Genomic DNA, 21561 nt, shown 5'->3' with positions numbered 1-21561 from the left:
AGTTTAAATAACAAAAAAGCACCCTAAGGTGCTTTAGTAAGCTGATATTAAAGCTTTATTATTTAAGAATGTTAAATAAGTGCTCTTTCAGCTTGGTAAAATCAGCGCTCAGTTCTGCAGATAAAATCGGCTTATTCACTACAGCTTCAAGCTCATGGGGTAATGGTAAATCGATTTGTAATTGCACATCGACCACATCTTTAAATTTCGCTGGATGCGCCGTTCCTAAGAAAATACCGGTTTCACCACTTTTAAGCTCATCAGATAAAGCTTGTGCGGCAATTGCGGCATGAGGCTCAGATTGATAACCCAGCTGATATAACTCTTTTAACACCGCAGTGGTTTGCGCTTCATTAAGCGCCACCCCTGTAATAGACGATAACGGCCAATTTAACGCCTCACAAATGGCTTCGACTCTTGGCCAGTTTGATGGCTCGGACACATCCATCGCATTAGACATAGTCGCAACGGTAGTATTTGGCGCCCAATCACCTGCAGCAAGGTAACGTGGCACAGTATCGTTTGAGTTAGTCGCCGCAATAAAGCGCTTAATAGGTAAGCCCATCGCCTTGGCAAATAAACCTGCGGTTAAATTACCAAAGTTACCGCTAGGCACTGACAGCACAATCTCAGCATTGCTGGTTTGCTTCATTTGAGCTACCGCTTCAAAGTAGTAACAAATTTGCGCCAATAACCGACTAATATTGATTGAATTAGCCGAGTTTAAGTGCAGCCCATCACGAACATCACTATCATCAAATGCCTGCTTAACCAGTGTTTGGCAAGCATCAAAATCTGACGCAACAGCGACAGTATGAATATTCTTACCTAGAGTCGTGAACATCTTCTCTTGCAGCTCACTGATTTTTCCTTTGGGGTACATCACCACCACTTGTACAGATTCAAGCCCGAAGAAAGCATCAGCAACAGCGGCGCCGGTATCACCAGATGTCGCCGTCAAAATAGTGAGCTTTTCATCTCCTGCTAGCAAGTTAACGCACTGCGCCATAAAGCGCGCGCCAAAGTCTTTAAATGCCAATGTAGGCCCATGAAATAACTCTAAACACGCACGTTTATCATCAGCTTTCACTAAAGGCACATCAAAAGTGAATGCTGCATTAACTAACTCATTAACTTTATCTTGACCAATTTCATCAGCAAGCCAAGCCCCTAAAATACGCTGACTTCTTGCAACAAAAGGTAACGCGAGTAGCTCATCGATATTATCAAGCACAGGAATAGATTTTGGAAAAAAAAGCCCTCTATCTTTACCTAAACCTAATTTTACCGCTTCACTAAAACTGACCACTTGTGATGGGTGCTTTAAATTATATAATTCCATTTCTAAACGCCTTTAAAATTAAAATGTGGTGACTAAACTCGACGCGTACCTTGCTCATCAAGTTGGCAGACATGGGCAAACCCACCAGCCTGTGATAAATAATGCTGCTCTAACCATGCTTTAGCAGCTTTAGCAGTTTCTAGATTATCGGTTACAGAAAACAGCGTTGGGCCACTTCCTGATATGCCGGTGGTTAACATGCCTAACGTTTCAAGTTCTGCGCGCGCATGGCTATAACCCGGAATCGCATCGGCTCGATAAGGCTCAGCCATCACATCCTTTAAAACGCTAATAGCAAGCTTTGGATCTTGCTGATAGCTTGCATGCACAAATGCACTTAAATGACGGCCAAAATCGATGGCTACCGCTTTATCGTATTGCTGTGGTAATAAGTCGCGCATCTTGGCCGTTGACAGTGAGATCCCCGGATAGGCCACCACCCAATACCATTGCTTAAACGTAGGAATACCAGCGCACACCTTACTGGGAGTATTTAGCATTAACTGCATGCCGCCTAAATAACAAGGGGCAACATTATCAAAATGAACACTGCCTGAAATCATTCCTTCAAACTCGCCCATTAAAAGCAATAATGCTTGTTCATCAAAAGGCTGCTCAAAATGCTCATTTAATGCATAAAGTGCTGCAACCACAGAGCTTGCACTAGAACCAAGCCCACTGCCAACTGGTAAATTTTTCTCTAAACAAATAGCCACACCTTGTTTAGCATTAAGTTTTTCAAGAAAAAACACAGCACATTGATAGACGATATTCTGTTTACCATCTTCTGGTAACTTATGCGCCCATGGACCCGTTTGAGAATAATGAACACCAGCATCAGCCGCTTCAATCATCACTCTGTCACCCAGTAAACTGCCATCAATTGGCGCAAGCGCAGCGCCGAGTAGATCAAATCCAACACCGACATTACCCATTGAAGCAGGAGCATAAACAGTTATCGCTTTATCCGAAGTGACTTGTTTGCTCATAGCCCCACCTCGCGAGTCCAGTTTAAAGTTCTTAATACATCCGCAAACGCGCCAGCTGCAGTCACATCAGTACCCGCACCATAACCGCGTAATACAAATGGAATAGGCTGATAATAACGGCTGTAAAATGCCAGTGCATTCTCGCCGCCTTTTACGCTGTATAACGGATCTGATGAATCAACCTCTACAATACGTACATGACACTTACCTGCTTCAATCTGACCCACATAACGCAGTACTTTACCTTGCGCTTTTGCCGATTCAACTCGCGCACTGACTTGCGCATCAAGTTGTGGTAAACGATTCATAAAGGTGTCTACATCGCCTGAATCATCAAACGAGCTTGGCAGAACTGATTCAACATTAATATCATCAAGTTCTAATGGCATGCCCACTTCACGAGCAAGAATTAGTACTTTTCGCGCCACATCCAAACCACTTAAATCTTCACGAGGATCCGGCTCTGTAAAACACTTATCACGAGCGATTGAGGTGGCCTCTGATAAGCTCATGCCTTCATCTAACATGCCGAATATATAAGATAATGAACCAGATAAGATCCCATTAAATCGCTGTAACTTATCACCGGCATATAGCAGTTTCTTTAAGTTATCAATCACTGGCAGGCCAGCACCTACGGTTGTTTCATACAAGAATTGTCTGCGCTGCAATAACGCCGTTGTGCGTAATTGTTGGTAGTAAGCATAATCACGAGTGTTGGCTTTCTTATTCGGGGTGACGACATGGTAGCCAGCATTCATCACATCAAGATAACGATCTGAAACCAACTCACTTGAAGTGCAATCAACTAAAACAGGGTTTAGCAGTTGCTGTTCTTTACCCCAGGCCAGCATCTCTGCGAGATCATAGCTTGTATCGCTATCAGCCAATAAAGCCTGCCAATTATTTAAATCTAGCCCAGCACTGCTCAGAAGCATTTTACGAGAATTGGCAATACCACATACTCGCATGGTTATATGCTGCTCTTTAAGCATCGAGGCTTGTTGTTTGATTTGCTCTAATAGCCCTGCCCCCACATTACCACTGCCTACTAAAAACACATCTAAATACTGCTGAACATCAAAGAAGGCTTGATGACAGGCGGCAATGGCATGCTTAGTTTTACGTTGCTCAATTACAGTAGAAATCGAACGTTCTGACGAGCCTTGGGCGATGGCGATAATATTAACGCTGGCTTTAGCCAGGGCGCTGAAAAACTTAGCAGCGGCGCCTTTATGGGTTTTCATGCCATCACCAATAAGCGACACAATCGCTAAATCTTGTCTTAATTCGATAGGCTCGAGTAACTCAGACTGGATTTCTAACTCAAATTCAACTTCTAATGCTTGTTTTGCTTTATAAGCTTCATTAGAGCTAACACAAAAGCTAATACTGTATTCAGACGAGCTTTGAGTGATTAATGAAACTGAAATACCACTGCGAGAAATCGCTTCAAGGGTACGACTGGCCATGCCCACCATGCCTTTCATGCCAGGGCCTGAAATGTTAAACATGGTTTGTTCATCAAGGTTAGAAATGGCCTTAACCTGCAAGCCTGTTTTGTCAGGCCGATTAGACACTAATGTGCCAGGCGCTGATGGGTTAAAACTATTTTTGATATAGCAAGGAATGTGATACTGAGCAATCGGTGCAATGGTTTTAGGGTGCAACACCTTAGCACCAAAATAAGAAAGCTCCATAGCTTCTTGATAGCTAAGTTGTTCAAGTAATTTAGCGTCTAATACCACGCGTGGATCCGTGTTATAAACCCCATCGACATCGGTCCAAATTTCACAGCTTGAGGCATCAAGACAAGCTGCTAAAACCGCTGCAGAGTAATCTGAGCCATTTCGCCCTAAAGTCACTGTTTTACCTTGCTCATTAGCAGCAGTAAAACCTGGCATAATCCATACCCGTGCTTCATTTAATGAAAGCGCAGCAAAACGCGGTTTGCTTTCATTGATATCAACAATAGACTCAAGTGGCTTACCATGGGCTAAGAATAATTTTCTTGGGTCAAGTTGCGCTGCGGTAAGTGATTTTGCTAGCATCACTTGTTCCATTAAGGCTGCCGATAAACGCTCGCCAGAGACGATAACCTGCGCTTGAACATGATCGGGGCATTCGTTAAGCAGCTTTATTCCAGTGACTTTGTCATTCCAGTCAGTTAATTGCAGCGCCAGCTTTTCATCCAGTAGCGCTTTTTGCTGCGGTGAAATTAACGCTTGTTCAGCGTCACTAAAAAGGCCACTAAAAACCGACTCAATATGGGCTAATACCGCTGCATAGTCTTGATTGGTTTGTGCGAGACTTACTAACTCTAACAAGGCATTGGTAACAGTTGCAGGCGCTGATAACACAGTCGCAATAGCCTCTTCAGCTGCAGCTTGTTCAATAATGTCTGCTGCCATCAAAAAACGTTGCCAATTGGCTAACGAGGTTCCACCAAACTTCATCACTTTCATATTCTTCTCCCTTAACTCGCTAGCACTAAATATTAATTTTAAATCTGAAAACAAAAAGCCCGCTTCTTTGTGGGAAGCGGGCTTGTCGTTATAAATCTTTAGGGTGTAATCAGCCCGCCCCCACAATGTTAATTGTGGTGGTTGTAATAATGGTAACTACAACATGGTTAACGGATTTCATCATTACACTCGATTTAATATGTGTTTGTTTTGAATTGATAACAGAATTGCTTTTTTTAAGGTATGTTGTCAACCCCTAATTAGTGGTTTATTTTTAAGCACTCTATTGATAACAAGCTAAATCACTGCTGAAATCACAATAATCGCAGCTATCACACTAAAAAACGCCTCCAAAACAAGTTTTTAGTATGTTTACGTAAACGTAATCCAAAAAAGATATACAAGAATAAATGCTTACAAGTCAGAGGCTTACTATTATTATGATTTTTATATGGTTATTTAAAAGCGCCAAAAGTCATCTTGCATTAAATTTCAGTGCCTAAGCACTAAAATTAGCATTTTCATAAACATGGCAGCGCAAATCACCATGAAAATGATTCATCTAATCTATTTAAAAACAGTGACCTGTGTACTGCGCGTAAATTTAGTCACAGCAACAATGGTAAAAACATCCATTGTCAAAGGATAAGTAACCGGATGCGCCACGATTTAAAGCAAATGTCAGCCAGCGAGATACTTGATTTAAAAACATGTGATTGAATAAGCAAAAGCTGATACAAATTATCGCGACTTTGTAAAAACAATAGTATTATGCCGCCACATTCAGAATTGGAGTCGTTATGAAAATCACAAAACATGCAGCAGTAACTATTCACTACAGTTTAACCGATCAAGAAGGTCGTTTAATCGAAAGCTCATTTGAAGCTGAACCTATGGTTTATCTACACGGAACTGAAGGCTTAATTCCAGGCTTAGAAACTGAGCTAGAAGGTAAAGTTATTGGTGACAAATTTGACGCGAATATTCCAACTGAACAAGCATATGGTGAATACCATGACGGCCTAAAACAAGAAGTCCCTCTTGAAGCATTCGGCGATATCGAAGACATCGTGCCAGGTATGCGTTTTATTGCTGAAACTGAAATGGGTCAACGCCCAGTTCAAGTTACTGAAGTAAAAGATACTGTAGTCGTTGTTGATGGCAACCACCCTTTAGCTGGTCAAGCATTAAACTTCAGCGTTGAAGTGATGGATGTACGTGAAGCAACTGCCGAAGAAATTGCCCATGGTCATATTCATGCTGCTGGTGGTTGTGGCAGCGAGCACGCCCATGAAGCTTGTGGTACTGACAAACCGGGTTGTGATGGCAATGGCGGTTGTGGCTGCCACTAAAGTCTAATAAACAATTTTTGTCCTAGACATTGATTCAATAACTTAGACTGGATTAACTCAGCCTAAAGTTTGAATTATTAAATACGTTAGTCTTTTTTAGGTTGACGTATTTTTTTTACGTTATTATTAATCATAGATAGATTGTCTGTGAAACTTAACCACAAGCATTGCTGGGCACAGGTTTTGTTTCTTTCTCTGTGCTTTGGTAACTAGAAAGCAGCTGGGTTTGAAGGTTATAGAGTTAACCTTTGTTGCTGTTTGAAAATTAATTTAAAGCGAAGGAGTGCTTATGTTAATTAAACCGCTATACGAAATCTTACCTTACGCCTATATGATTGTCGGCGCAGCTAGCGTACCTTTCATTGAACAACCCTATATTGTCGTTGCTTCAATATTAGTCTTTTTTTACGGCGCTCATGTCTGGAACCTACGCTCTAGAAACCGCCGAACGGATAAGAAAAGAAAACGAGTCGAGGGTTACCTACCCGATTCAATATATGGCTTTATGCCATTCATTTACATTATTTCGGCCGTAATCACCTTTCGTTTTTTCCCTCAAGATTCAGCACAGTTACTGTCGATAGGGCTTTTTACATACGGAGGCTATATATTACTGCGCCGTATCAGCTATCGATGCCATAAGCATCCCTCAACGAACATTAAAGCTAAATTTAGATAGCTAGCGCGACATAAGTAACTAGTCCAGTATCAGCTGCTGGACTTTGTCTTTTTGCGCCTGAGGCATATTTTTTAAATAGTTTGAACAGCGAGTAATGGTCGCAATGCTCACTTGATATTCTGCAGATATTTGACGCTGACTTAGCTCACCTTGCAATAAAAGTTGAAAAACCTTTAACCTACCAGCAACTGCACTACGCTCTTCTTCTGTCATTAATAACTGAAATAAAATGCCTAATTCGTCAGAATTTGGATAGCTTAGTACCTTTTCTACAACTGAATCCCAATTAGCTCGCATAACGCTCTCTTTTAGTAATGCCTCGACAGTACAAAGTGTAGCAACAATTCAGCTTTTACAGAAATCATATATGCAAAATATGCCTGATAATTATTGTAAAAATCAAATTTACAATTAAACACAAAACTAGACTCGCACTTGGTTCAAATTTATGCTTAAAATGTGACAAACACCTATAAATCAATAAATAAAAAGAGATCTGTCATGAAAAATAAAATATTGGCCTTAGCTGTCAGCGCATTGCTTATTCCAACTGTCAACGCACATAACTTTGAAGATGCCAATGACGCTATCGATTATCGTAAAGCAGGTTTTAGTTTAATCCGCTACCAATTTGGCGATATGGCTGCAATGATGAAAGGCAAAAAAGAGTTTGAATTAACTGTATTTCAAACTCGCGCTGCTAATTTAGCGGCACTAGCTAAAATCCCTCATGAAGGTTTTATTGCAGGCTCTGATAACGGCGATACAGAAGCTTTAGCAAAGATCTGGTCAAATAAAGCAGACTTTGATACTAAGATGACCGAATTCCAAGAAAATGCGGTTAAGTTAGACTTGGCAGCCCAAACAGGTGATAAAAAGCAAATCAAGCAAGCATTTGGTAATACAGGCAAAAGCTGTAAAGGCTGCCATGACATGTACAAGAAAGACTAACCATAAAACATTGTTAAAAATTCAGCGCCCTAAATATGCTATTCATATTTAAGCTCGCTAATAAAAAGCCCACTGAAGTGGGCTTTTTTCTGACAGTCTCTTGAATTAATTCAATCACATAAACGCAATGATAGGTGCAATAAGCCATACCCAGACACCTGAACCAAGTATCATGACAATCCCAAAAGCAAGTAACGGTGATTTCATTTTAGGCTCTGCGCTCAGTAATTTATGTTCCTCATGGGTTAAGGTTTTTTTACCCGAAATCATCGCACCTACTAACTTGTGTCCTTTAATGGCATAAATCGTAATCGCGCAAAGATGCAATGCGATGCACCCAAGGATAAAATTGAAGTTCATTTTGTGTAACCATGTCATAAATGAAGCAGTATCAGAAGACACCATGGCGTAAAGCGGTCCTTCGGTAAAGATATCATCTGTAGCGAATAGGCCCGTTAGCAACTGCAATGTGAGCACAAATAGCATTAGCATCACCATATAACCACCCATAGGGTTATGGCCAACAACAGGCTCTTTTAACGGCTCACGTAAATAACCAATAACTTTTTTAGGTCCAGCGACAAAGTCTTTGAATTTTGCGGTATCACTACCTACAACCCCCCACAGTAACCTAAAGACAATCAGCACTAAAAAGCTATAAGCACAAACTTGGTGCCACTCCATCTCTCCTGCATCTGCTGTCCACCACAAACAAATCAGCAACGCCACCGTAAACCAGTGGAATAATCGAGTGGGTATATCCCATACCTTAATTTTTTTTTGTTCTATACTCATAGATGTGCCTTAAGCTTAGTTCTTTTAATATGCTTGATTATAAAGAGCAAATTCTTGCACTCATAGACCCTTAAGGTAAAGAAAAGTAATTAAGTATTACAGCGTTTCATCAAACAAGTGCAAACTCTAGCACTTGTGGAGCAATTAGCATCAACAGCTTACATGTTTCTGTATTATTGGATTAAAACACAAAACTTGGGTTTATTTAATCAGCTCTGAAAATAGGGCTTTGCCTATGAGTGCGGCCTTAAATCTGGATATGAGTGTCAAACTTAGAAAGATATTTGGAGCCAGTGATGACAAGCAGTATAAACGTTGGCAGCAAACATGGTTTCAATGACGTTGAACCGCTGCATAGAATGGAGTTGGTGAACAAAAATTATTCAAAACTGGGAGGTAAGCTAGGTTGTTATCCATTCAAATATGCGCCTATTTAGATTGAGTTTCAAGACTTTTTAAGCGGTTTTTTAGCTAAATTGTCTAAGCGATCAAATATGAATCAAACAGTCTAAAAAGGCCTACAAAACGTGATTTAGATCACGATTTTTCTTTCAGAGCTTGGTAATCTGAACTTAAGCAAACAACAGAAGGTTCGAAATATGCTGAAAATCACTAGCAAGCAACTTGAAGTAACTGCACCGATTCTTGAACGTATCGAAGGACAAATTGAAAAACTCGCAAGACATGATCTACAACTCATTAACCCGCATGTAATTATCACTCAGGAAAAGCAGCTCTTTAAGATAGAAGCGTCAGTAGGCTTGCCAAGTGGAGAACTATTCGCCCAGGCGAAAAATGAAAACCTTTACGCAGCAATAACTGCAATGGGTAAAAAGCTGGAAAAACAGCTAAATCGCCTGACTCATAAACCCCAGGCTCAACGTCACGTTTCACCAACAACTGAAACCGATAATGATTTTGAGTATGTCTATAAGGAGGAAACCGCAGCTTGATGTTTTTTATTACTCTTAAACCAAAGTGCGCCCTCGGGTGCGCTTTTTTATGCAAACCATCAACAATGGGCAAACTTGATCATTATTTGATTGACACTGATAGCTTAGCGCTTTAATTTTACAGTATGAAAAATATCACTAGCCGCAATTTTATTTTCTTTTTTATTCAGCCCCCATATTGAGGCCGATTTTTTGTGTAAAAACGAAAATGAAATTTAGAGCCTCCCAACTGGGGGGCTTTTTATTATTAAATATTTAATGCTCGCTGTTCAACACCACGTCAGCTAAGCAGTCGTCATTGAGGCTATTATGAAAAAAGCGCCAGAATTGAGTCAGACCAGAGAACAAATTACCTCACTAGATAAGGACTTATTAGCCTTACTAGCCAAAAGGCGTGAATTAAGCCTTGATGTCGCCAGAAGTAAAGAAGTCGATGTTAGGCCCATCAGAGATACGCAGCGGGAAAAAGAATTATTAGAACGCTTAGTTCAACAAGGTAGAGAGCAAGGTTTAGATGCTCACTTTGTTATCTCACTTTATCAAAGCATTATTGAAGATTCAGTCTTGAATCAACAAGCCTTTTTACATGGCCGTGCTAACCCTGAAATCCAGCAACAACAATCGACCATCGCCTACCTAGGTGCTAGAGGCTCATACTCTTATCTCGCCGCCAGCCGTTTTTGTCAGCGCCGCCAAGTAGAAATGATTGATTTAGGCTGCCAAAGTTTTGATGAAATTATCAGTTCAGTTGAACTCGGCCATGCTGACTTAGGTTTTTTACCTATTGAAAATACCTCATCGGGTTCAATTAATGAAGTGTATGACGTGCTGCAACACACCTCTCTTTCAATTGTCGGAGAAACAACCATTGAAGTGGGCCATTGCTTACTCACCAAAAATAATGCTGAATTAGAACAAATCAAAACCGTATTTGCTCACCCACAGCCCATTAGCCAATGCAGTCAGTGGTTATCACAACATCCAAACTTAACGCTGGCCTATTGCTCAAGCAGTGCTGAAGCCATGCAGCAAGTCATTGACGCAGATGATGACAGTGTTGCCGCTATTGGCAGTTCTGAAGGCGGCGCCTTATATCAATTAAGTGCCACAGAAAAAGGGTTAGCCAACCAAAAAATTAATCAAAGCCGCTTTATTGTGGTTGCACGCAAAGCTGTAGCAGTGCCGTCACAACTGCCGGCAAAAACCACCTTGATTATGGCTACAGGACAAAAGCCCGGCGCGCTAGTTGAGGCGCTACTCGTATTAAAAGCCCATAACATTAATATGAGTAAGTTAGAGTCTCGCCCAATCCCTGGCACCCCGTGGGAAGAAATGTTCTACCTTGATGTTGATGAAAATCTTGCAAACCATGATATGCAGCAAGCCTTAAAAGAATTAGAAAGACTGACACGCTTTATAAAAGTGCTGGGCTGTTACCCTTGTGAAACCGTCAAACCAACTCAACTTAATAGTAGTCAGCTAGTGATTGAGCCAAATAGCTCTAAAGCCCCCAATAAAACTGCCAGTGACAATCTTGATGCCCCTAAGCATTCGAAGTTGTATCGACAAGAGCAGACCATTATTGAAACCAAACAGTGTGCCATTGGTGAAAAGGACTTAGTTGCGCTGCAACAAATGACCCTTACAGACACCGATGACTTATTTGCCGCTAAGGTGAAGCAGGTGAAAGAGTCTGGTTATCAAGGGGTATTGCTACAAGCTTCATCTACAGATAACTTATCGCCGTTAAACCTTAAAAACTATTGTCATATCGTTGAGCAAGCAGGCTTGTTCAGTGCCATTGAAGTTGACTCAGTAAGCAGCTTCGATATCGCAGTAAAGTCGGCCGATATGGTTTATCTTGCCGGTAAGGCGATGTTTGATAAAGAACTGTTAGATGCAGCTGGCGCTATCAGTAAACCGGTATTGCTTGAGCGCAATACTATGGCAAGTACCTCTGACTGGCTTACTGCTGCAGATAGAGTTTTAACCACGGGTAATCAACAACTGATCTTGGTTGAAGCAGGCATTAGAAGCTTTACTAATCCTGAGCAACTGTCATTGGATTTAGCCGGATTAATTGCAATAAAGCATCAATGCCACTTGCCAGTTATTGTTAATACCAGTTACGCGGTTAACAGCCCACTTTTACATCAGCAAGCCATAGCGGTTAAGCAACTACAGGCCAACGGGCTGATTCTGAATGAGCAACAACTGGCAGAGGCAGATGACCAACATCACTTGCTACACGAGCTTCATCAATAAAACCAGCAACCAACCGCATCATTTATCCAAACCATGCGGTTGCTTTTAGCCCAATAAAAAACCGAACTTTAAGTTCGGTTTTTTATTGGTTAATCAACAATTAATACATGCTGACATTATCATTTAACCCAAGCCATCCTTTAAAAATACGATAACTAAACCAGCCTAAAGCTAATACAAATATCGGGACACTAAGCCATAATTGAGGAGTAAAATAGCCTAAGATCAATAATGGCATCAAACCTGTCATGCTATTACGTTGCCATCTTAAATGAGAGCCCAGCAAAGAGCTTGCTGGAATACGGTTTTGGGAAATATTAATTAATAAACTAAAAAACACTGGTAAAAAAAAGAGTGGAAAGGCGCTCATTAGTGCATATAAAAAATGCCCAAGCGATAAATCTTCTGCGGTGTAAACCTCAGTATTTGTCATTAGATTATCACTCCTATTAGTCCGAAAAAAAGAGCTACTTAAAAGCAGCTCCCTTTAACCTTAATCCCTGTTTGATGATTTCGCAATATTATTCAGCGTTAACTCGGATTAATTGGTCTTCATATCATTGACAGACTGTAGCATAGCGCGGCTTTCTTGCTGAAATTGTGGCGCAAAATCCCCAAACCATTTTGCAACTTGCTCAAATTGAGACACGAATTCATCTCGATTGCCGGTCTTAAGTAGTTGAAGCGCTTGACCATAGTTATCGAGATAATCACTAATGGCGACTTGGCTACCTTCTTGGGCAAAAATAATATCAGCATACAGCTTTGGATCTTGAGCAAACAAACGCCCCACCATAGCCAACTCTAAACGATAAATAGGCGAACTAAATTGTAAAAGCGTCTCAATATCGGCCTGCTCTTTACATAAGTTCAAACCATAAACAAAAGTTGAAAAGTGACGCATGGCTTGCACTAGTTGCATGGCTTTATCATGCTTTTGTGCATCTTCGTTAACAATGCGTGCACCCCAAATAATAATTTGATCGAGCAACCATTGATAAGCTTGGGGTTCACGGCCATCACACACCACCACAACCTGTTTTGCTAAACTGCCCACATCAGGGCCAAACATTGGGTGTAAACCCACTACAGGGCCATTGTGAGCTGCAAGCATGGCATTTAAAGGCTCAGTTTTAATTGAGGTCAAATCAGCAAGAATACAATCATCAGCTAAATTGTTTAATTGATTGCTTATCACCTCGCAAGTGACATTAATTGGCACGGTAACGATCACCATGCCAGCGCCATCAAATAACTCGTCTGCGCGATGCCAGTCGTTTTTATCAAGGCTTTTTACAGTATAGCCAGACAGCGTCAGCATTTGACTAAATAAACCACCAAGTTGGCCTTCACCACCAACAATGACTATATGACCAAGATCCGTTTTTACTTGCTTAAATCCGACATCTTTTTCATTCAAATAGGACTCACGCATTAAACGACGTAAAATATCTTCAATAAGTTGCGGTGAAACATCCATCTCACTGGCTTCTTTACGGCGTTTCGCCAACATTGACGCTTCACGCTGCGGTGCGTAAATCGGCACCCCAGCAGCATGCTTAACCGCCCCGACTTGAGCAACAAGATCTAATCGCTTACGTAATAAATGCAGTAGTTGCTGATCAACGCCGTCAATGAGCTCACGCAAATTGTCTAAATCTAAAGTGGTTTTTTCATTCATCGCTTAAATCCATCCATCGCCGCGTTTATGCTGCGAATCGATTAGGTAATACTGTTTTAAGTAAATTAGCATTGCTACGCAACAATGTCTCAGTAGTTTGCCAATTTATACAAGAATCGGTTACCGATACCCCATAAGCCAGTTCTGACAGAGGCTTATTGCTGGATTGATTACCTTCATTTAAGTGACTTTCAAGCATCACCCCAATAATTGAACGGTTACCTGCATGTATTTGTTTAAATACATCCTCGCAAACTAGTGTCTGTCTTGTATAGTCTTTTGATGAATTGCCATGACTACAATCAATAATCAATCTGGCATTTAATTTGGCTTGATGTAACTGCGCTTCACACTCTGCCACACTGTCAGCATCATAATTAGGTGTTTTGCCACCACGTAAAATCACATGGCCATCGGGGTTACCTGCAGTTTGCAGTAATGACACTTGCCCTTGCTGGTTAATACCCATAAAGCGGTGGCTGCTTGCCGCAGATTGCAGTGCATTAATCGCCACTCCAAGTTTACCGTCAGTGCCGTTTTTAAATCCTACTGGCATGGATAAGCCAGATGCCATTTCACGGTGAGTTTGCGACTCTGTGGTTCTGGCACCAATGGCCGACCAAGTCACCAGCTCTGACATATATTGTGGGCTAATGGGGTCTAACGCTTCTGTCGCTACCGGCAGCTCGAGCTCTGCAAGCCAAATCATCAACTCACGCGCCATTCTCAGTCCCTTTTCAACATCGAATGACTCGTCCATATCAGGATCGTTGATAAGGCCTTTCCAACCTACTGTCGTGCGTGGTTTTTCAAAGTACACCCGCATCAAGATATAAAACTCATCACTGAGATCATCATGTAATTTTTTAAGCTTTAGGGCGTATTCTTTGGCAGCATCGATATCGTGAATAGAACATGGGCCAGTAACGATTAATACTCGATTGTCACGTTTGTGGACAATATCGGCAACGGTTTTACGTGCGTCAAGAATGTACTGATAAGCGTGATCAGACAGTGGCAATGCTTTTTTTAATTCTGCTGGGGTGACCAGTACTTTCTCTGAACTAATATGAACGTTATTAATCGTATCTTGCTGCATGATATTTCTCACTTCTTAAAAAATTATTTCTGTCTTGGGGCTATCGCGTAAACCATGACTGCACTAACTGACCTTACCAAAAAAGTAACACCGTACCGCTACACCATTACAAGGTTAGGCTAACTATGCCTTGGATTAAGCCACTAATCAACCACTAAATTTAATTTTCTCCAAAAACACAAAAACCCGCCATAAAGGCGGGCTATTGTGCGAACACTGCATCTAATTTTTTTAAGCGGGTAACTAGTCTTACTTAGTTGCCAACTTTTCACGGATACGTGCAGATTTACCTGAACGATCACGTAAGTAGTAAAGCTTAGCACGACGAACACGACCGCGACGCTTAACTTCGATGCTAGCTACTAGTTTACTGTGCGTTTGGAAACCACGCTCAACACCTTCGCCATTAGAGATTTTACGTACTGTAAATGCAGAATGAAGACCACGGTTACGCTTAGCGATAACCACACCTTCAAACGCTTGAAGACGTTCTTTGTTGCCTTCAACTACACGTACCTTAACTACTACTGTATCACCAGCACCAAATTCAGGTACATCTGTTTTCATTTGCTCTTCGTTGAGCATTTTAATGATGTTGTTCATAACTTACTCCGTTCTAGAAATAACTGGGCTTATGACTACACAGGTTTGTCTAAATTTTTGACAAACTCCGCTAAAAGAGTCTTTTGTTCGCCAGTCAGAGCTAGATTTTCAAATAATTCTGGTCGTCTTAAAAAAGTCCTACCAAGACTTTGTTGCAACCGCCAGAGTCTAATTTTTTTGTGGTCACCGCTTAAAAGCACTGCTGGTACACCGACACCATCTAAAGTTTCAGGGCGTGTATAGTGTGGACAATCCAATAAGCCATCAGAGAAAGAGTCTTGCTCTGCTGACGCTTGCTTACCTAGTACACCAGGTACTAACCTTGCAACTGAATCAATTAAGGTCATCGCCGGTAATTCTCCGCCCGAAAGCACATAATCACCAATTGACCACTCTTCATCAATTTCAGATTGAATAATACGTTCGTCAACACCTTCGTATCGACCACATACCAACACTAAACTTGTTGATTTACTTAACTCAGAAACGCCTTGCTGATCCAGCTTACGTCCCTGAGGTGATAAATAAATCACCTTTGCACCGTCACCTGCCGCAGCTTTCGCTGCATGAATAGCATCGCGTAACGGTTGCACCATCATCAACATGCCTGGACCACCACCGTAAGGTCGGTCATCAACAGTGTTATGTCGATCATGGGTGAAATCACGAGGATTCCACGTTTGCAACTCTAACAGGCCGTTTTTAACGGCTCGACCCGTGACTCCAAAGTCTGTAACGGCACGAAACATCTCAGGAAACAGGGTTACTACCCCTAACCGCATATGATGTACCTCGACTTAAAAGTCTGGATCCCAATCCACTAATATCTGTTTGCTTTGCAAGTTCACCTCAAGGACGAACTGCTCAGGGACAAAGGGAATCATTCGTTCCGCTTTGCCAAAAGCATCTTTTACGTTAGCTTTAACAAGGAGTACGTCGTTCGATCCTGTTTCCACGATCTGTTCGACTTCACCCATGTTGTAACCTTTGGTGTTAGTCACAGTACAACCAATCAAATCTCGCCAGTAGAATTCATCTTCTGACAAGTTTTTCATTTGGTCTGACTGAATGGCAATCTCACAATTTGTAAGTGCTTGCGCATCCTCTCGTGTATTTACGCCTTCTAAGCAAGCCACGAGTGCTTTACCTTGAAAACGCCACTGAGAGACCTTAACCTCACGCCATTCACCTTGTTCTTTTATGTACCAAGGGGAATATTCAAAAATACCTTCAACAGAATCGGTATAAGAGGTGATTTTCATCCAACCTTTAATACCATGACTAGAACCTATTTTGCCTAGTACGATGGGTTGTTGATTACTACTCATCTTTATACCTTAACGCTATTAAGCAACAGCTTTACGAGCGTCTTTGATCAATTTTGCTACGCGATCTGAAGTTGCAGCACCAGTTGCAACCCAATGATCAACACGATCTAAATCTAAACGTAAAGTTTCTTCTTGACCTTTAGCTAAAGGGTTGAAAAAACCAACACGTTCGATGAAACGACCGTCACGTGCATTGCGGCTATCTGCTACAACGATACTGTAAAATGGACGCTTTTTTGCGCCGCCACGAGCTAAACGAATGGTAACCATGCGTTTTATTCCTCTAATGATTTGCTAGAAGCAAAAATAAAAAACTGGGACTCCGTGTTCGCGAAGGGCCCCAGTAGAAAGCCGGAAGATTTTACCTGACTTTTCAACTATTGCAACCAAATCCGACGATTTTTACATCGAAGGCTAATGCCTGCAATAGGTCAAAATAAATCTAACCGGCGGTATTTGAATAGATATCCATGAAAAACTTAGGCATTAACGTCCTGGAAACTTCATTCCCGGAGGCATCATACCGCCCATACTGCGCATCATTTTTTTCATGCCACCTTTACCTGACATTTTTTTCATCATTTTTTGCATTTGAGTAAACTGCTTCAAAAGACGATTAACATCCTGAATTTGAGTGCCAGAACCTAAGGCAATACGACGTTTTCGTGAACCTTTAATGATATCAGGACGCTTGCGCTCACCTGGTGTCATTGAATTAATAATAGCTTCCATTTGGCCGGTCATCTTGCCATCTTGAACTTGGGCTAACGCTTCGGGTGGTAATTGGCCTACACCTGGCAGCTTTTCAATCATGTTCATCATGCCGCCCATATTCTTCATTTGCAGCAGTTGTTCGCGAAAATCCTCTAAATCAAAGCCGCCACCTGATTTCACTTTTGAAGCAAGCTTCATGGCTTTGTCTTTATCAACGCCACGTTCTACTTCTTCAATGAGTGAAAGCACATCGCCCATACCAAGAATACGTGAAGCAATACGCTCAGGGTGGAATGGCTCAAGGGCATCAATTTTTTCACCGACACCTAAGAATTTAATCGGTTTTCCAGTAATATTACGAATCGATAACGCCGCGCCGCCACGTGCATCACCATCAATCTTTGTCAGGATCACACCGGTTAACGGTAATGCTTCATTAAATGATTTTGCAGTATTAGCTGCATCTTGGCCAGTCATAGCATCGACAACAAAGAGCGTCTCTACAGGATTAACGGCTGCATGAAGGTCTTTAATTTCATCCATCATCGCTTCATCAACATGCAAGCGACCTGCGGTATCGACAATCACAACATCAATGAACTTAAGCTTGGCATGGGCAATCGCGGCAGTAGCAATATCTACTGGCTTTTGGCTCACATCCGATGGGAAAAACTCAACTTCTACTTCGGTGGCTAAGGTTTCTAGCTGTTTGATCGCTGCAGGGCGATAAACATCGGCACTCACTACCAGTACTGATTTCTTTTCGCGTTCACGTAAAAATTTAGCCAGTTTGGCAACACTGGTGGTTTTACCCGCACCTTGTAAACCTGCCATCATTAATACTGCTGGCGGTTGACTAGCGAGGTCTAAGGCTTCATTGGCCTCACCCATTGCAATTTCAAGTTCATTTTGGACAATTTTAATGAATGCTTGTCCTGGACTTAAACTTTTTGACACCTCTTGACCAACAGCGCGTTCTTTTACACTGTTAACAAATTGGCGTACCACTGGCAAAGCAACATCAGCCTCAAGCAGCGCCATGCGCACTTCACGTAAGGTATCTTTAATGTTGTCTTCGGTTAAGCGACCACGACCACTAATATTCTTGAGGGTGCGTGACAGTCTGTCAGATAGATTCTCAAACATGCGCTGCTGTATACCTTAAACGATTCCATAATTGGCGCCCATTATACCCAAACTACTTCAAGATGCGACATCAGCCTGCGCTATCAGATTTGATATTCATCATCTTTCGTAAAGAATTTGCAGTTAAATGATGGAAACTGTTAAATTTTGAGTCTTAGGTCACTCCACTATTGGGGGGCGTTCGTGTTAATCTTAACTAACTAAAGATGTGCTGATTTTATATTGTAAAAAACAACGGCACTCATAACTTGATAGGTTTATTCCAGATGGTCATTTTCCCAGCTTCGGCGATGTTGTTTTATTGCATTGCACTTATTTTAGTGACAAGCCGACTTTTCCACGTAGAAGGTCCCAATCGCAAGCTCGTTGCTATCTTTGCATCCATTGCCGTTGTGCTTCATGGCATTGCATTATCACAAACCATTTTTACCGCTGATGGGCAAAACTTTAGTTTAACCAATGTGATTTCACTGGTTAATTGGATTATTGCCTTTAGCTTTACCATTATCATGCACCGCTTAAAAGTGATTGTTGTGGTGCCTGTGGTTTATGCTTGCTCAGTTATTTCGGTTGCTGTGCTGTGGCTCATCCCCCCTCAATACATCATCCACTTTGATGTTCACCCAGAAATCCTAGCACATATTGTATTATCGCTTATGGCCTACAGTGCCTTGATGATTGCAGCTTTGTACGCTATTCAGTTGTGGCTAATCCAAAATAAATTGAAAAACAAGAAAACCATGATGAGCCCCGGCATGCCGCCATTAATGACAGTTGAAAAACAGCTGTACCATTTGGTAACTATCGGAGTGATGCTACTAACATTATCACTGGCGACAGGGTTTATCTTCTTGGAAGATATGTTTGAAGATGGCAAAGGTCACAAGGCTATTTTATCAATTATGGCCTGGGTGGTTTACTGTGTGATGCTTTGGCAGCATTACAGCATCGGTTGTCGTGTTCGTACAGCTGTAATATATACCTTATCTGGGGCAACGTTACTTTCTCTGGCTTATTTTGGCGCACGAATCGTTACTGAAATTATTTTACGATAACCGTATATTTGGTTGAATAGTATGAACCAAGCTTGACACTCATGACGAATGATTGATACTCATCATTCGTCTTTTTTTTACTACAATAACTGGAGCCATTTTTGGACGCTATTTCTACCAGCGCACTCCTCTTCTCTCTGTTGGTGTTAATTTGTATCTCAGCCTATTTTTCGGGTAGTGAGACCGCCATGATGACCTTAAATCGCTATCGCTTACGTCATTTAGCAGCTAGCGGCCACAAAGGTGCTATTCGTGCACTAAAAATGTTAGAGCGACCCGACCGCTTAATCGGCCTGATTTTAATTGGTAATAATCTGGTTAATATCTTAGCCTCAGCTATAGCAACCATTATTGGCATGCGCTTATTTGGTGACATGGGCGTAGCTATTGCCACAGGTGTTTTGACTTTGGTGGTTCTCATCTTTGCCGAGGTCACCCCAAAAACCATTGCCGCCTTACACCCTGAACGTATTGCCTTTCCGTCAAGCTTGCTATTAAAAGCCTTACTGTCGATATTATGGCCGCTAGTTAAAGTAATTAACTTAATCACTTCTGGTTTTTTACGGGTATTAGGAATTAAAAATGTCAGTGTTAATGATGCCCTTAGCCAAGAAGAATTACGCACGGTTGTTCATGAAGCTGGGGCATTGATCCCGCAGCGACATCAAGAAATGCTTTTGTCGATTCTAGATTTAGAAAAAGTCACGGTTGAAGACATTATGATCCCGCGCTCAGACATTTATGCCATTAACGTTAATGACGAATTCAAACTGATTAATAAACAGGTGACTCAAAGCCCGCACACACGAGTGTTGGTGTATCGCGATAATATCGATGATGCCGTCGGTTTTATCCACCTGCGTGATGCCTTAAGACTGCAGTCAAAAGAAGAATTTAGTAAGTCGACATTATTAAGAGCCGTAAAAGAATTGTACTTCATTCCAGAAGGCACGCCGTTAACGGTACAACTGTCTAACTTTCAGCAGAATAAAGAACGTTTTGGCTTAGTAGTGGATGAATATGGTGATATTCAAGGTTTGGTGACGTTAGAAGATATTCTTGAAGAAATTGTCGGTGATTTCACCACTTCAATGATCACCACTGCCAGTGAAGATATTGATATTCAACAAGATGGCAGTTTCATTATCGAAGCCAGCATCACCATACGTGACTTAAATAAAGAAATGAAATGGGATTTTGCCATCGATGGACCTAAAACCTTAAATGGGTTGATCATCGAACACCTTGAAGAGATACCATCAGCCAGTACTCGCCTTAAAATAGGCCGCTATGACATTGAGGTTTTAGAGGTATCAGATAACATGATTAAAACGGTAAAAGTCATACCGGATGCTGCGCTTACTGAAGTTGAGCAGGATGACTAACATTAGTTAGTTTTAAGCTATTAAAAAGCTAAAAAGGCGCATTGAGCGCCTTTTTTAATACCAAAAATTCAATCAAACTTATGCGGTTTGACGCTTTTTAGCCTCTAACGCTCTGCGTTTATCCCGCGCTATTGGGGTGATTTCTTCTTCAAGTTCTTTGCCAAAGCCAAGCATAAAATACAACTCTGCCATTAAAAAAAACGGCCCTATCAAAAGTTGATTTAAATCGTCAATAAAAGCTGGTTTGGCTTTTTCGTATTTATGGCCGATAAACTGAATCGCCCAACCAACAACAAATACAGCAATGGCCACAAGCCAGCCCGCCCCATGCTGCGCTGCCAGCGTAGTGGTGATAAGCACTGGAACAATAAAAATCGTTAATCCTAACGCTAAACCTTTATGCAAGATGAAGTAGTAAATTAAAGTACCGATAGCAAACGCGGATGCCACATTCACATTGATATACAAATTTGGCAAAGACAGCAAATTCACCGGTATAAAATTTAACATCAAAAATACTGACCAGATAATCAGCGGTACGCCGATGAAATGGGTGCGAATATTATTCGGGTTTAAGTGCACACTTTTATAAGTTGCTAACTGCTCGACCGCTGATTTCATATCACCACCTTTAGTTGTTAGTTTTTTGTGAGTAATGGTTAACTCACGTTAACTTACCCTATCGATATCAGCAAACTCAAGTTTCGCCCTAAAAAGACTCAACCACAAAAAAGCGCATTAAGCGCCTTTAGATATTTA

At 41.4% G+C, this 21561-nt stretch carries 21 protein-coding genes and 1 other annotated feature; of the genes, 7 read left to right on the top strand and 14 right to left on the bottom strand.

Going from position 1 to position 21561, the window contains the following annotated elements; genetic code table 11:
* Window positions 1-58 precede the first annotated feature (58 nt).
* From thrC to thrA, 3 genes are read right to left on the bottom strand one after another with little or no spacing between them, the layout of a single operon-like run.
* Window positions 59-1342 carry a threonine synthase gene (gene thrC / locus AB4140_RS03255; RefSeq protein ID WP_371999770.1) on the bottom strand — a complete coding sequence of 428 codons (1284 nt, stop codon included), beginning with the start codon at window positions 1340-1342 and terminating at the stop codon, window positions 59-61.
* Between the two features lie 32 nt (window positions 1343-1374).
* Complete coding sequence (gene thrB, locus AB4140_RS03250) at window positions 1375-2331, bottom strand: homoserine kinase (RefSeq protein WP_371999768.1); 957 nt, start codon at window positions 2329-2331, stop codon at window positions 1375-1377.
* Window positions 2328-4796, bottom strand: a complete 2469-nt coding sequence (gene thrA / locus AB4140_RS03245; protein WP_371999766.1) for a bifunctional aspartate kinase/homoserine dehydrogenase I — start codon at window positions 4794-4796, stop codon at window positions 2328-2330. Before thrA ends, thrB begins: the two co-directional genes overlap by 4 nt.
* 800 nt (window positions 4797-5596) lie before the next feature.
* On the opposite strand from thrA, the gene AB4140_RS03240 reads away from it, so the two are divergent.
* The gene (locus AB4140_RS03240; protein WP_102475618.1) at window positions 5597-6148 is read left to right on the top strand and encodes a peptidylprolyl isomerase; all 552 of its coding nucleotides are present in this window, start codon (window positions 5597-5599) and stop codon (window positions 6146-6148) included.
* Window positions 6149-6437: 289 nt separating this feature from the next.
* Window positions 6438-6827, top strand: coding sequence for a hypothetical protein (locus AB4140_RS03235; RefSeq protein WP_102439217.1), 390 nt, complete (start codon window positions 6438-6440; stop codon window positions 6825-6827).
* An 18-nt stretch (window positions 6828-6845) separates the two neighbouring features.
* On the opposite strand, the gene trpR is transcribed toward AB4140_RS03235, so the two are convergent.
* Window positions 6846-7124 (bottom strand): trp operon repressor, encoded by a 279-nt coding sequence (gene trpR, locus AB4140_RS03230; RefSeq protein WP_102439218.1) that lies wholly within the window; start codon window positions 7122-7124, stop codon window positions 6846-6848.
* A gap of 204 nt (window positions 7125-7328) precedes the next feature.
* Here trpR and AB4140_RS03225 point away from each other — a divergent pair, with 204 nt between their 5' ends.
* A complete protein-coding gene (locus AB4140_RS03225) occupies window positions 7329-7778 on the top strand; it encodes a cytochrome c (protein ID WP_102439219.1) in 450 nt (149 codons plus the stop codon).
* A 114-nt stretch (window positions 7779-7892) separates the two neighbouring features.
* Here AB4140_RS03225 and AB4140_RS03220 read toward each other — a convergent pair whose 3' ends face one another.
* Complete coding sequence (locus tag AB4140_RS03220) at window positions 7893-8573, bottom strand: cytochrome b/b6 domain-containing protein (RefSeq protein WP_102439220.1); 681 nt, start codon at window positions 8571-8573, stop codon at window positions 7893-7895.
* Between the two features lie 599 nt (window positions 8574-9172).
* Here AB4140_RS03220 and hpf point away from each other — a divergent pair.
* Both hpf and pheA read left to right on the top strand, forming a co-directional pair.
* Window positions 9173-9526: a ribosome hibernation-promoting factor, HPF/YfiA family gene (gene hpf / locus AB4140_RS03215; protein ID WP_102439283.1), complete on the top strand. Its 354-nt coding sequence runs from the start codon at window positions 9173-9175 to the stop codon at window positions 9524-9526.
* Between the two features lie 131 nt (window positions 9527-9657).
* Window positions 9658-9773, top strand: a sequence feature (Phe leader region).
* A 62-nt stretch (window positions 9774-9835) separates the two neighbouring features.
* Window positions 9836-11791 (top strand): prephenate dehydratase, encoded by a 1956-nt coding sequence (gene pheA, locus AB4140_RS03210; RefSeq protein ID WP_371999762.1) that lies wholly within the window; start codon window positions 9836-9838, stop codon window positions 11789-11791.
* Between the two features lie 100 nt (window positions 11792-11891).
* Here pheA and AB4140_RS03205 read toward each other — a convergent pair whose 3' ends face one another.
* The 8 genes from AB4140_RS03205 to ffh form a co-directional block, all read right to left on the bottom strand.
* Entirely contained in the window at window positions 11892-12224 is a 333-nt protein-coding gene (locus AB4140_RS03205) for a hypothetical protein (RefSeq protein ID WP_102439222.1), read from the bottom strand.
* Window positions 12225-12332: 108 nt separating this feature from the next.
* Window positions 12333-13472 carry a bifunctional chorismate mutase/prephenate dehydrogenase gene (gene tyrA / locus AB4140_RS03200; RefSeq protein WP_102439223.1) on the bottom strand — a complete coding sequence of 380 codons (1140 nt, stop codon included), beginning with the start codon at window positions 13470-13472 and terminating at the stop codon, window positions 12333-12335.
* A 25-nt stretch (window positions 13473-13497) separates the two neighbouring features.
* The gene (locus tag AB4140_RS03195; protein ID WP_076542582.1) at window positions 13498-14571 is read right to left on the bottom strand and encodes a 3-deoxy-7-phosphoheptulonate synthase; all 1074 of its coding nucleotides are present in this window, start codon (window positions 14569-14571) and stop codon (window positions 13498-13500) included.
* Window positions 14572-14820: 249 nt separating this feature from the next.
* Window positions 14821-15174, bottom strand: coding sequence for a 50S ribosomal protein L19 (rplS, locus tag AB4140_RS03190; RefSeq protein ID WP_076542580.1), 354 nt, complete (start codon window positions 15172-15174; stop codon window positions 14821-14823).
* A gap of 35 nt (window positions 15175-15209) precedes the next feature.
* Window positions 15210-15956: a tRNA (guanosine(37)-N1)-methyltransferase TrmD gene (gene trmD / locus AB4140_RS03185; protein ID WP_076542576.1), complete on the bottom strand. Its 747-nt coding sequence runs from the start codon at window positions 15954-15956 to the stop codon at window positions 15210-15212.
* A 15-nt stretch (window positions 15957-15971) separates the two neighbouring features.
* Entirely contained in the window at window positions 15972-16502 is a 531-nt protein-coding gene (gene rimM / locus AB4140_RS03180) for a ribosome maturation factor RimM (RefSeq protein WP_303445534.1), read from the bottom strand.
* 18 nt (window positions 16503-16520) lie between these two features.
* Window positions 16521-16772 (bottom strand): 30S ribosomal protein S16, encoded by a 252-nt coding sequence (gene rpsP, locus AB4140_RS03175; protein WP_102439225.1) that lies wholly within the window; start codon window positions 16770-16772, stop codon window positions 16521-16523.
* A gap of 216 nt (window positions 16773-16988) precedes the next feature.
* Window positions 16989-18362 (bottom strand): signal recognition particle protein, encoded by a 1374-nt coding sequence (gene ffh / locus AB4140_RS03170; protein ID WP_102439226.1) that lies wholly within the window; start codon window positions 18360-18362, stop codon window positions 16989-16991.
* A 266-nt stretch (window positions 18363-18628) separates the two neighbouring features.
* Between ffh and AB4140_RS03165 the strand changes: the two genes are divergently transcribed.
* Window positions 18629-19417, top strand: coding sequence for an inner membrane protein YpjD (locus AB4140_RS03165; RefSeq protein ID WP_102439227.1), 789 nt, complete (start codon window positions 18629-18631; stop codon window positions 19415-19417).
* 101 nt (window positions 19418-19518) lie between these two features.
* A complete protein-coding gene (locus AB4140_RS03160) occupies window positions 19519-20802 on the top strand; it encodes an HlyC/CorC family transporter (RefSeq protein WP_102439228.1) in 1284 nt (427 codons plus the stop codon).
* A 78-nt stretch (window positions 20803-20880) separates the two neighbouring features.
* Here the strand turns inward: AB4140_RS03160 and AB4140_RS03155 are convergent, their stop codons facing one another.
* The gene (locus tag AB4140_RS03155; RefSeq protein WP_102439229.1) at window positions 20881-21423 is read right to left on the bottom strand and encodes a DUF962 domain-containing protein; all 543 of its coding nucleotides are present in this window, start codon (window positions 21421-21423) and stop codon (window positions 20881-20883) included.
* Window positions 21424-21561: the final 138 nt, after the last annotated feature.

Source organism: Shewanella sp. 10N.286.51.B2, assembly GCF_041469265.1.
GTDB lineage: Bacteria > Pseudomonadota > Gammaproteobacteria > Enterobacterales > Shewanellaceae > Shewanella.
The sequence above is the reverse complement of the archived record's forward strand: the minus strand, read 5'-3'. Positions and strand labels throughout refer to the sequence as shown.

Coding starts and splice junctions, on each gene's coding strand:
- thrC (WP_371999770.1), bottom strand. CDS start 1,342: ATGGAATTATATAATTTAAAGCACCCATCACAAGTGGTCAGTTTTAGT.
- thrB (WP_371999768.1), bottom strand. CDS start 2,331: ATGAGCAAACAAGTCACTTCGGATAAAGCGATAACTGTTTATGCTCCT.
- thrA (WP_371999766.1), bottom strand. CDS start 4,796: ATGAAAGTGATGAAGTTTGGTGGAACCTCGTTAGCCAATTGGCAACGT.
- AB4140_RS03240 (WP_102475618.1), top strand. CDS start 5,597: ATGAAAATCACAAAACATGCAGCAGTAACTATTCACTACAGTTTAACC.
- AB4140_RS03235 (WP_102439217.1), top strand. CDS start 6,438: ATGTTAATTAAACCGCTATACGAAATCTTACCTTACGCCTATATGATT.
- trpR (WP_102439218.1), bottom strand. CDS start 7,124: ATGCGAGCTAATTGGGATTCAGTTGTAGAAAAGGTACTAAGCTATCCA.
- AB4140_RS03225 (WP_102439219.1), top strand. CDS start 7,329: ATGAAAAATAAAATATTGGCCTTAGCTGTCAGCGCATTGCTTATTCCA.
- AB4140_RS03220 (WP_102439220.1), bottom strand. CDS start 8,573: ATGAGTATAGAACAAAAAAAAATTAAGGTATGGGATATACCCACTCGA.
- hpf (WP_102439283.1), top strand. CDS start 9,173: ATGCTGAAAATCACTAGCAAGCAACTTGAAGTAACTGCACCGATTCTT.
- pheA (WP_371999762.1), top strand. CDS start 9,836: ATGAAAAAAGCGCCAGAATTGAGTCAGACCAGAGAACAAATTACCTCA.
- AB4140_RS03205 (WP_102439222.1), bottom strand. CDS start 12,224: ATGACAAATACTGAGGTTTACACCGCAGAAGATTTATCGCTTGGGCAT.
- tyrA (WP_102439223.1), bottom strand. CDS start 13,472: ATGAATGAAAAAACCACTTTAGATTTAGACAATTTGCGTGAGCTCATT.
- AB4140_RS03195 (WP_076542582.1), bottom strand. CDS start 14,571: ATGCAGCAAGATACGATTAATAACGTTCATATTAGTTCAGAGAAAGTA.
- rplS (WP_076542580.1), bottom strand. CDS start 15,174: ATGAACAACATCATTAAAATGCTCAACGAAGAGCAAATGAAAACAGAT.
- trmD (WP_076542576.1), bottom strand. CDS start 15,956: ATGCGGTTAGGGGTAGTAACCCTGTTTCCTGAGATGTTTCGTGCCGTT.
- rimM (WP_303445534.1), bottom strand. CDS start 16,502: ATGAGTAGTAATCAACAACCCATCGTACTAGGCAAAATAGGTTCTAGT.
- rpsP (WP_102439225.1), bottom strand. CDS start 16,772: ATGGTTACCATTCGTTTAGCTCGTGGCGGCGCAAAAAAGCGTCCATTT.
- ffh (WP_102439226.1), bottom strand. CDS start 18,362: ATGTTTGAGAATCTATCTGACAGACTGTCACGCACCCTCAAGAATATT.
- AB4140_RS03165 (WP_102439227.1), top strand. CDS start 18,629: ATGGTCATTTTCCCAGCTTCGGCGATGTTGTTTTATTGCATTGCACTT.
- AB4140_RS03155 (WP_102439229.1), bottom strand. CDS start 21,423: ATGAAATCAGCGGTCGAGCAGTTAGCAACTTATAAAAGTGTGCACTTA.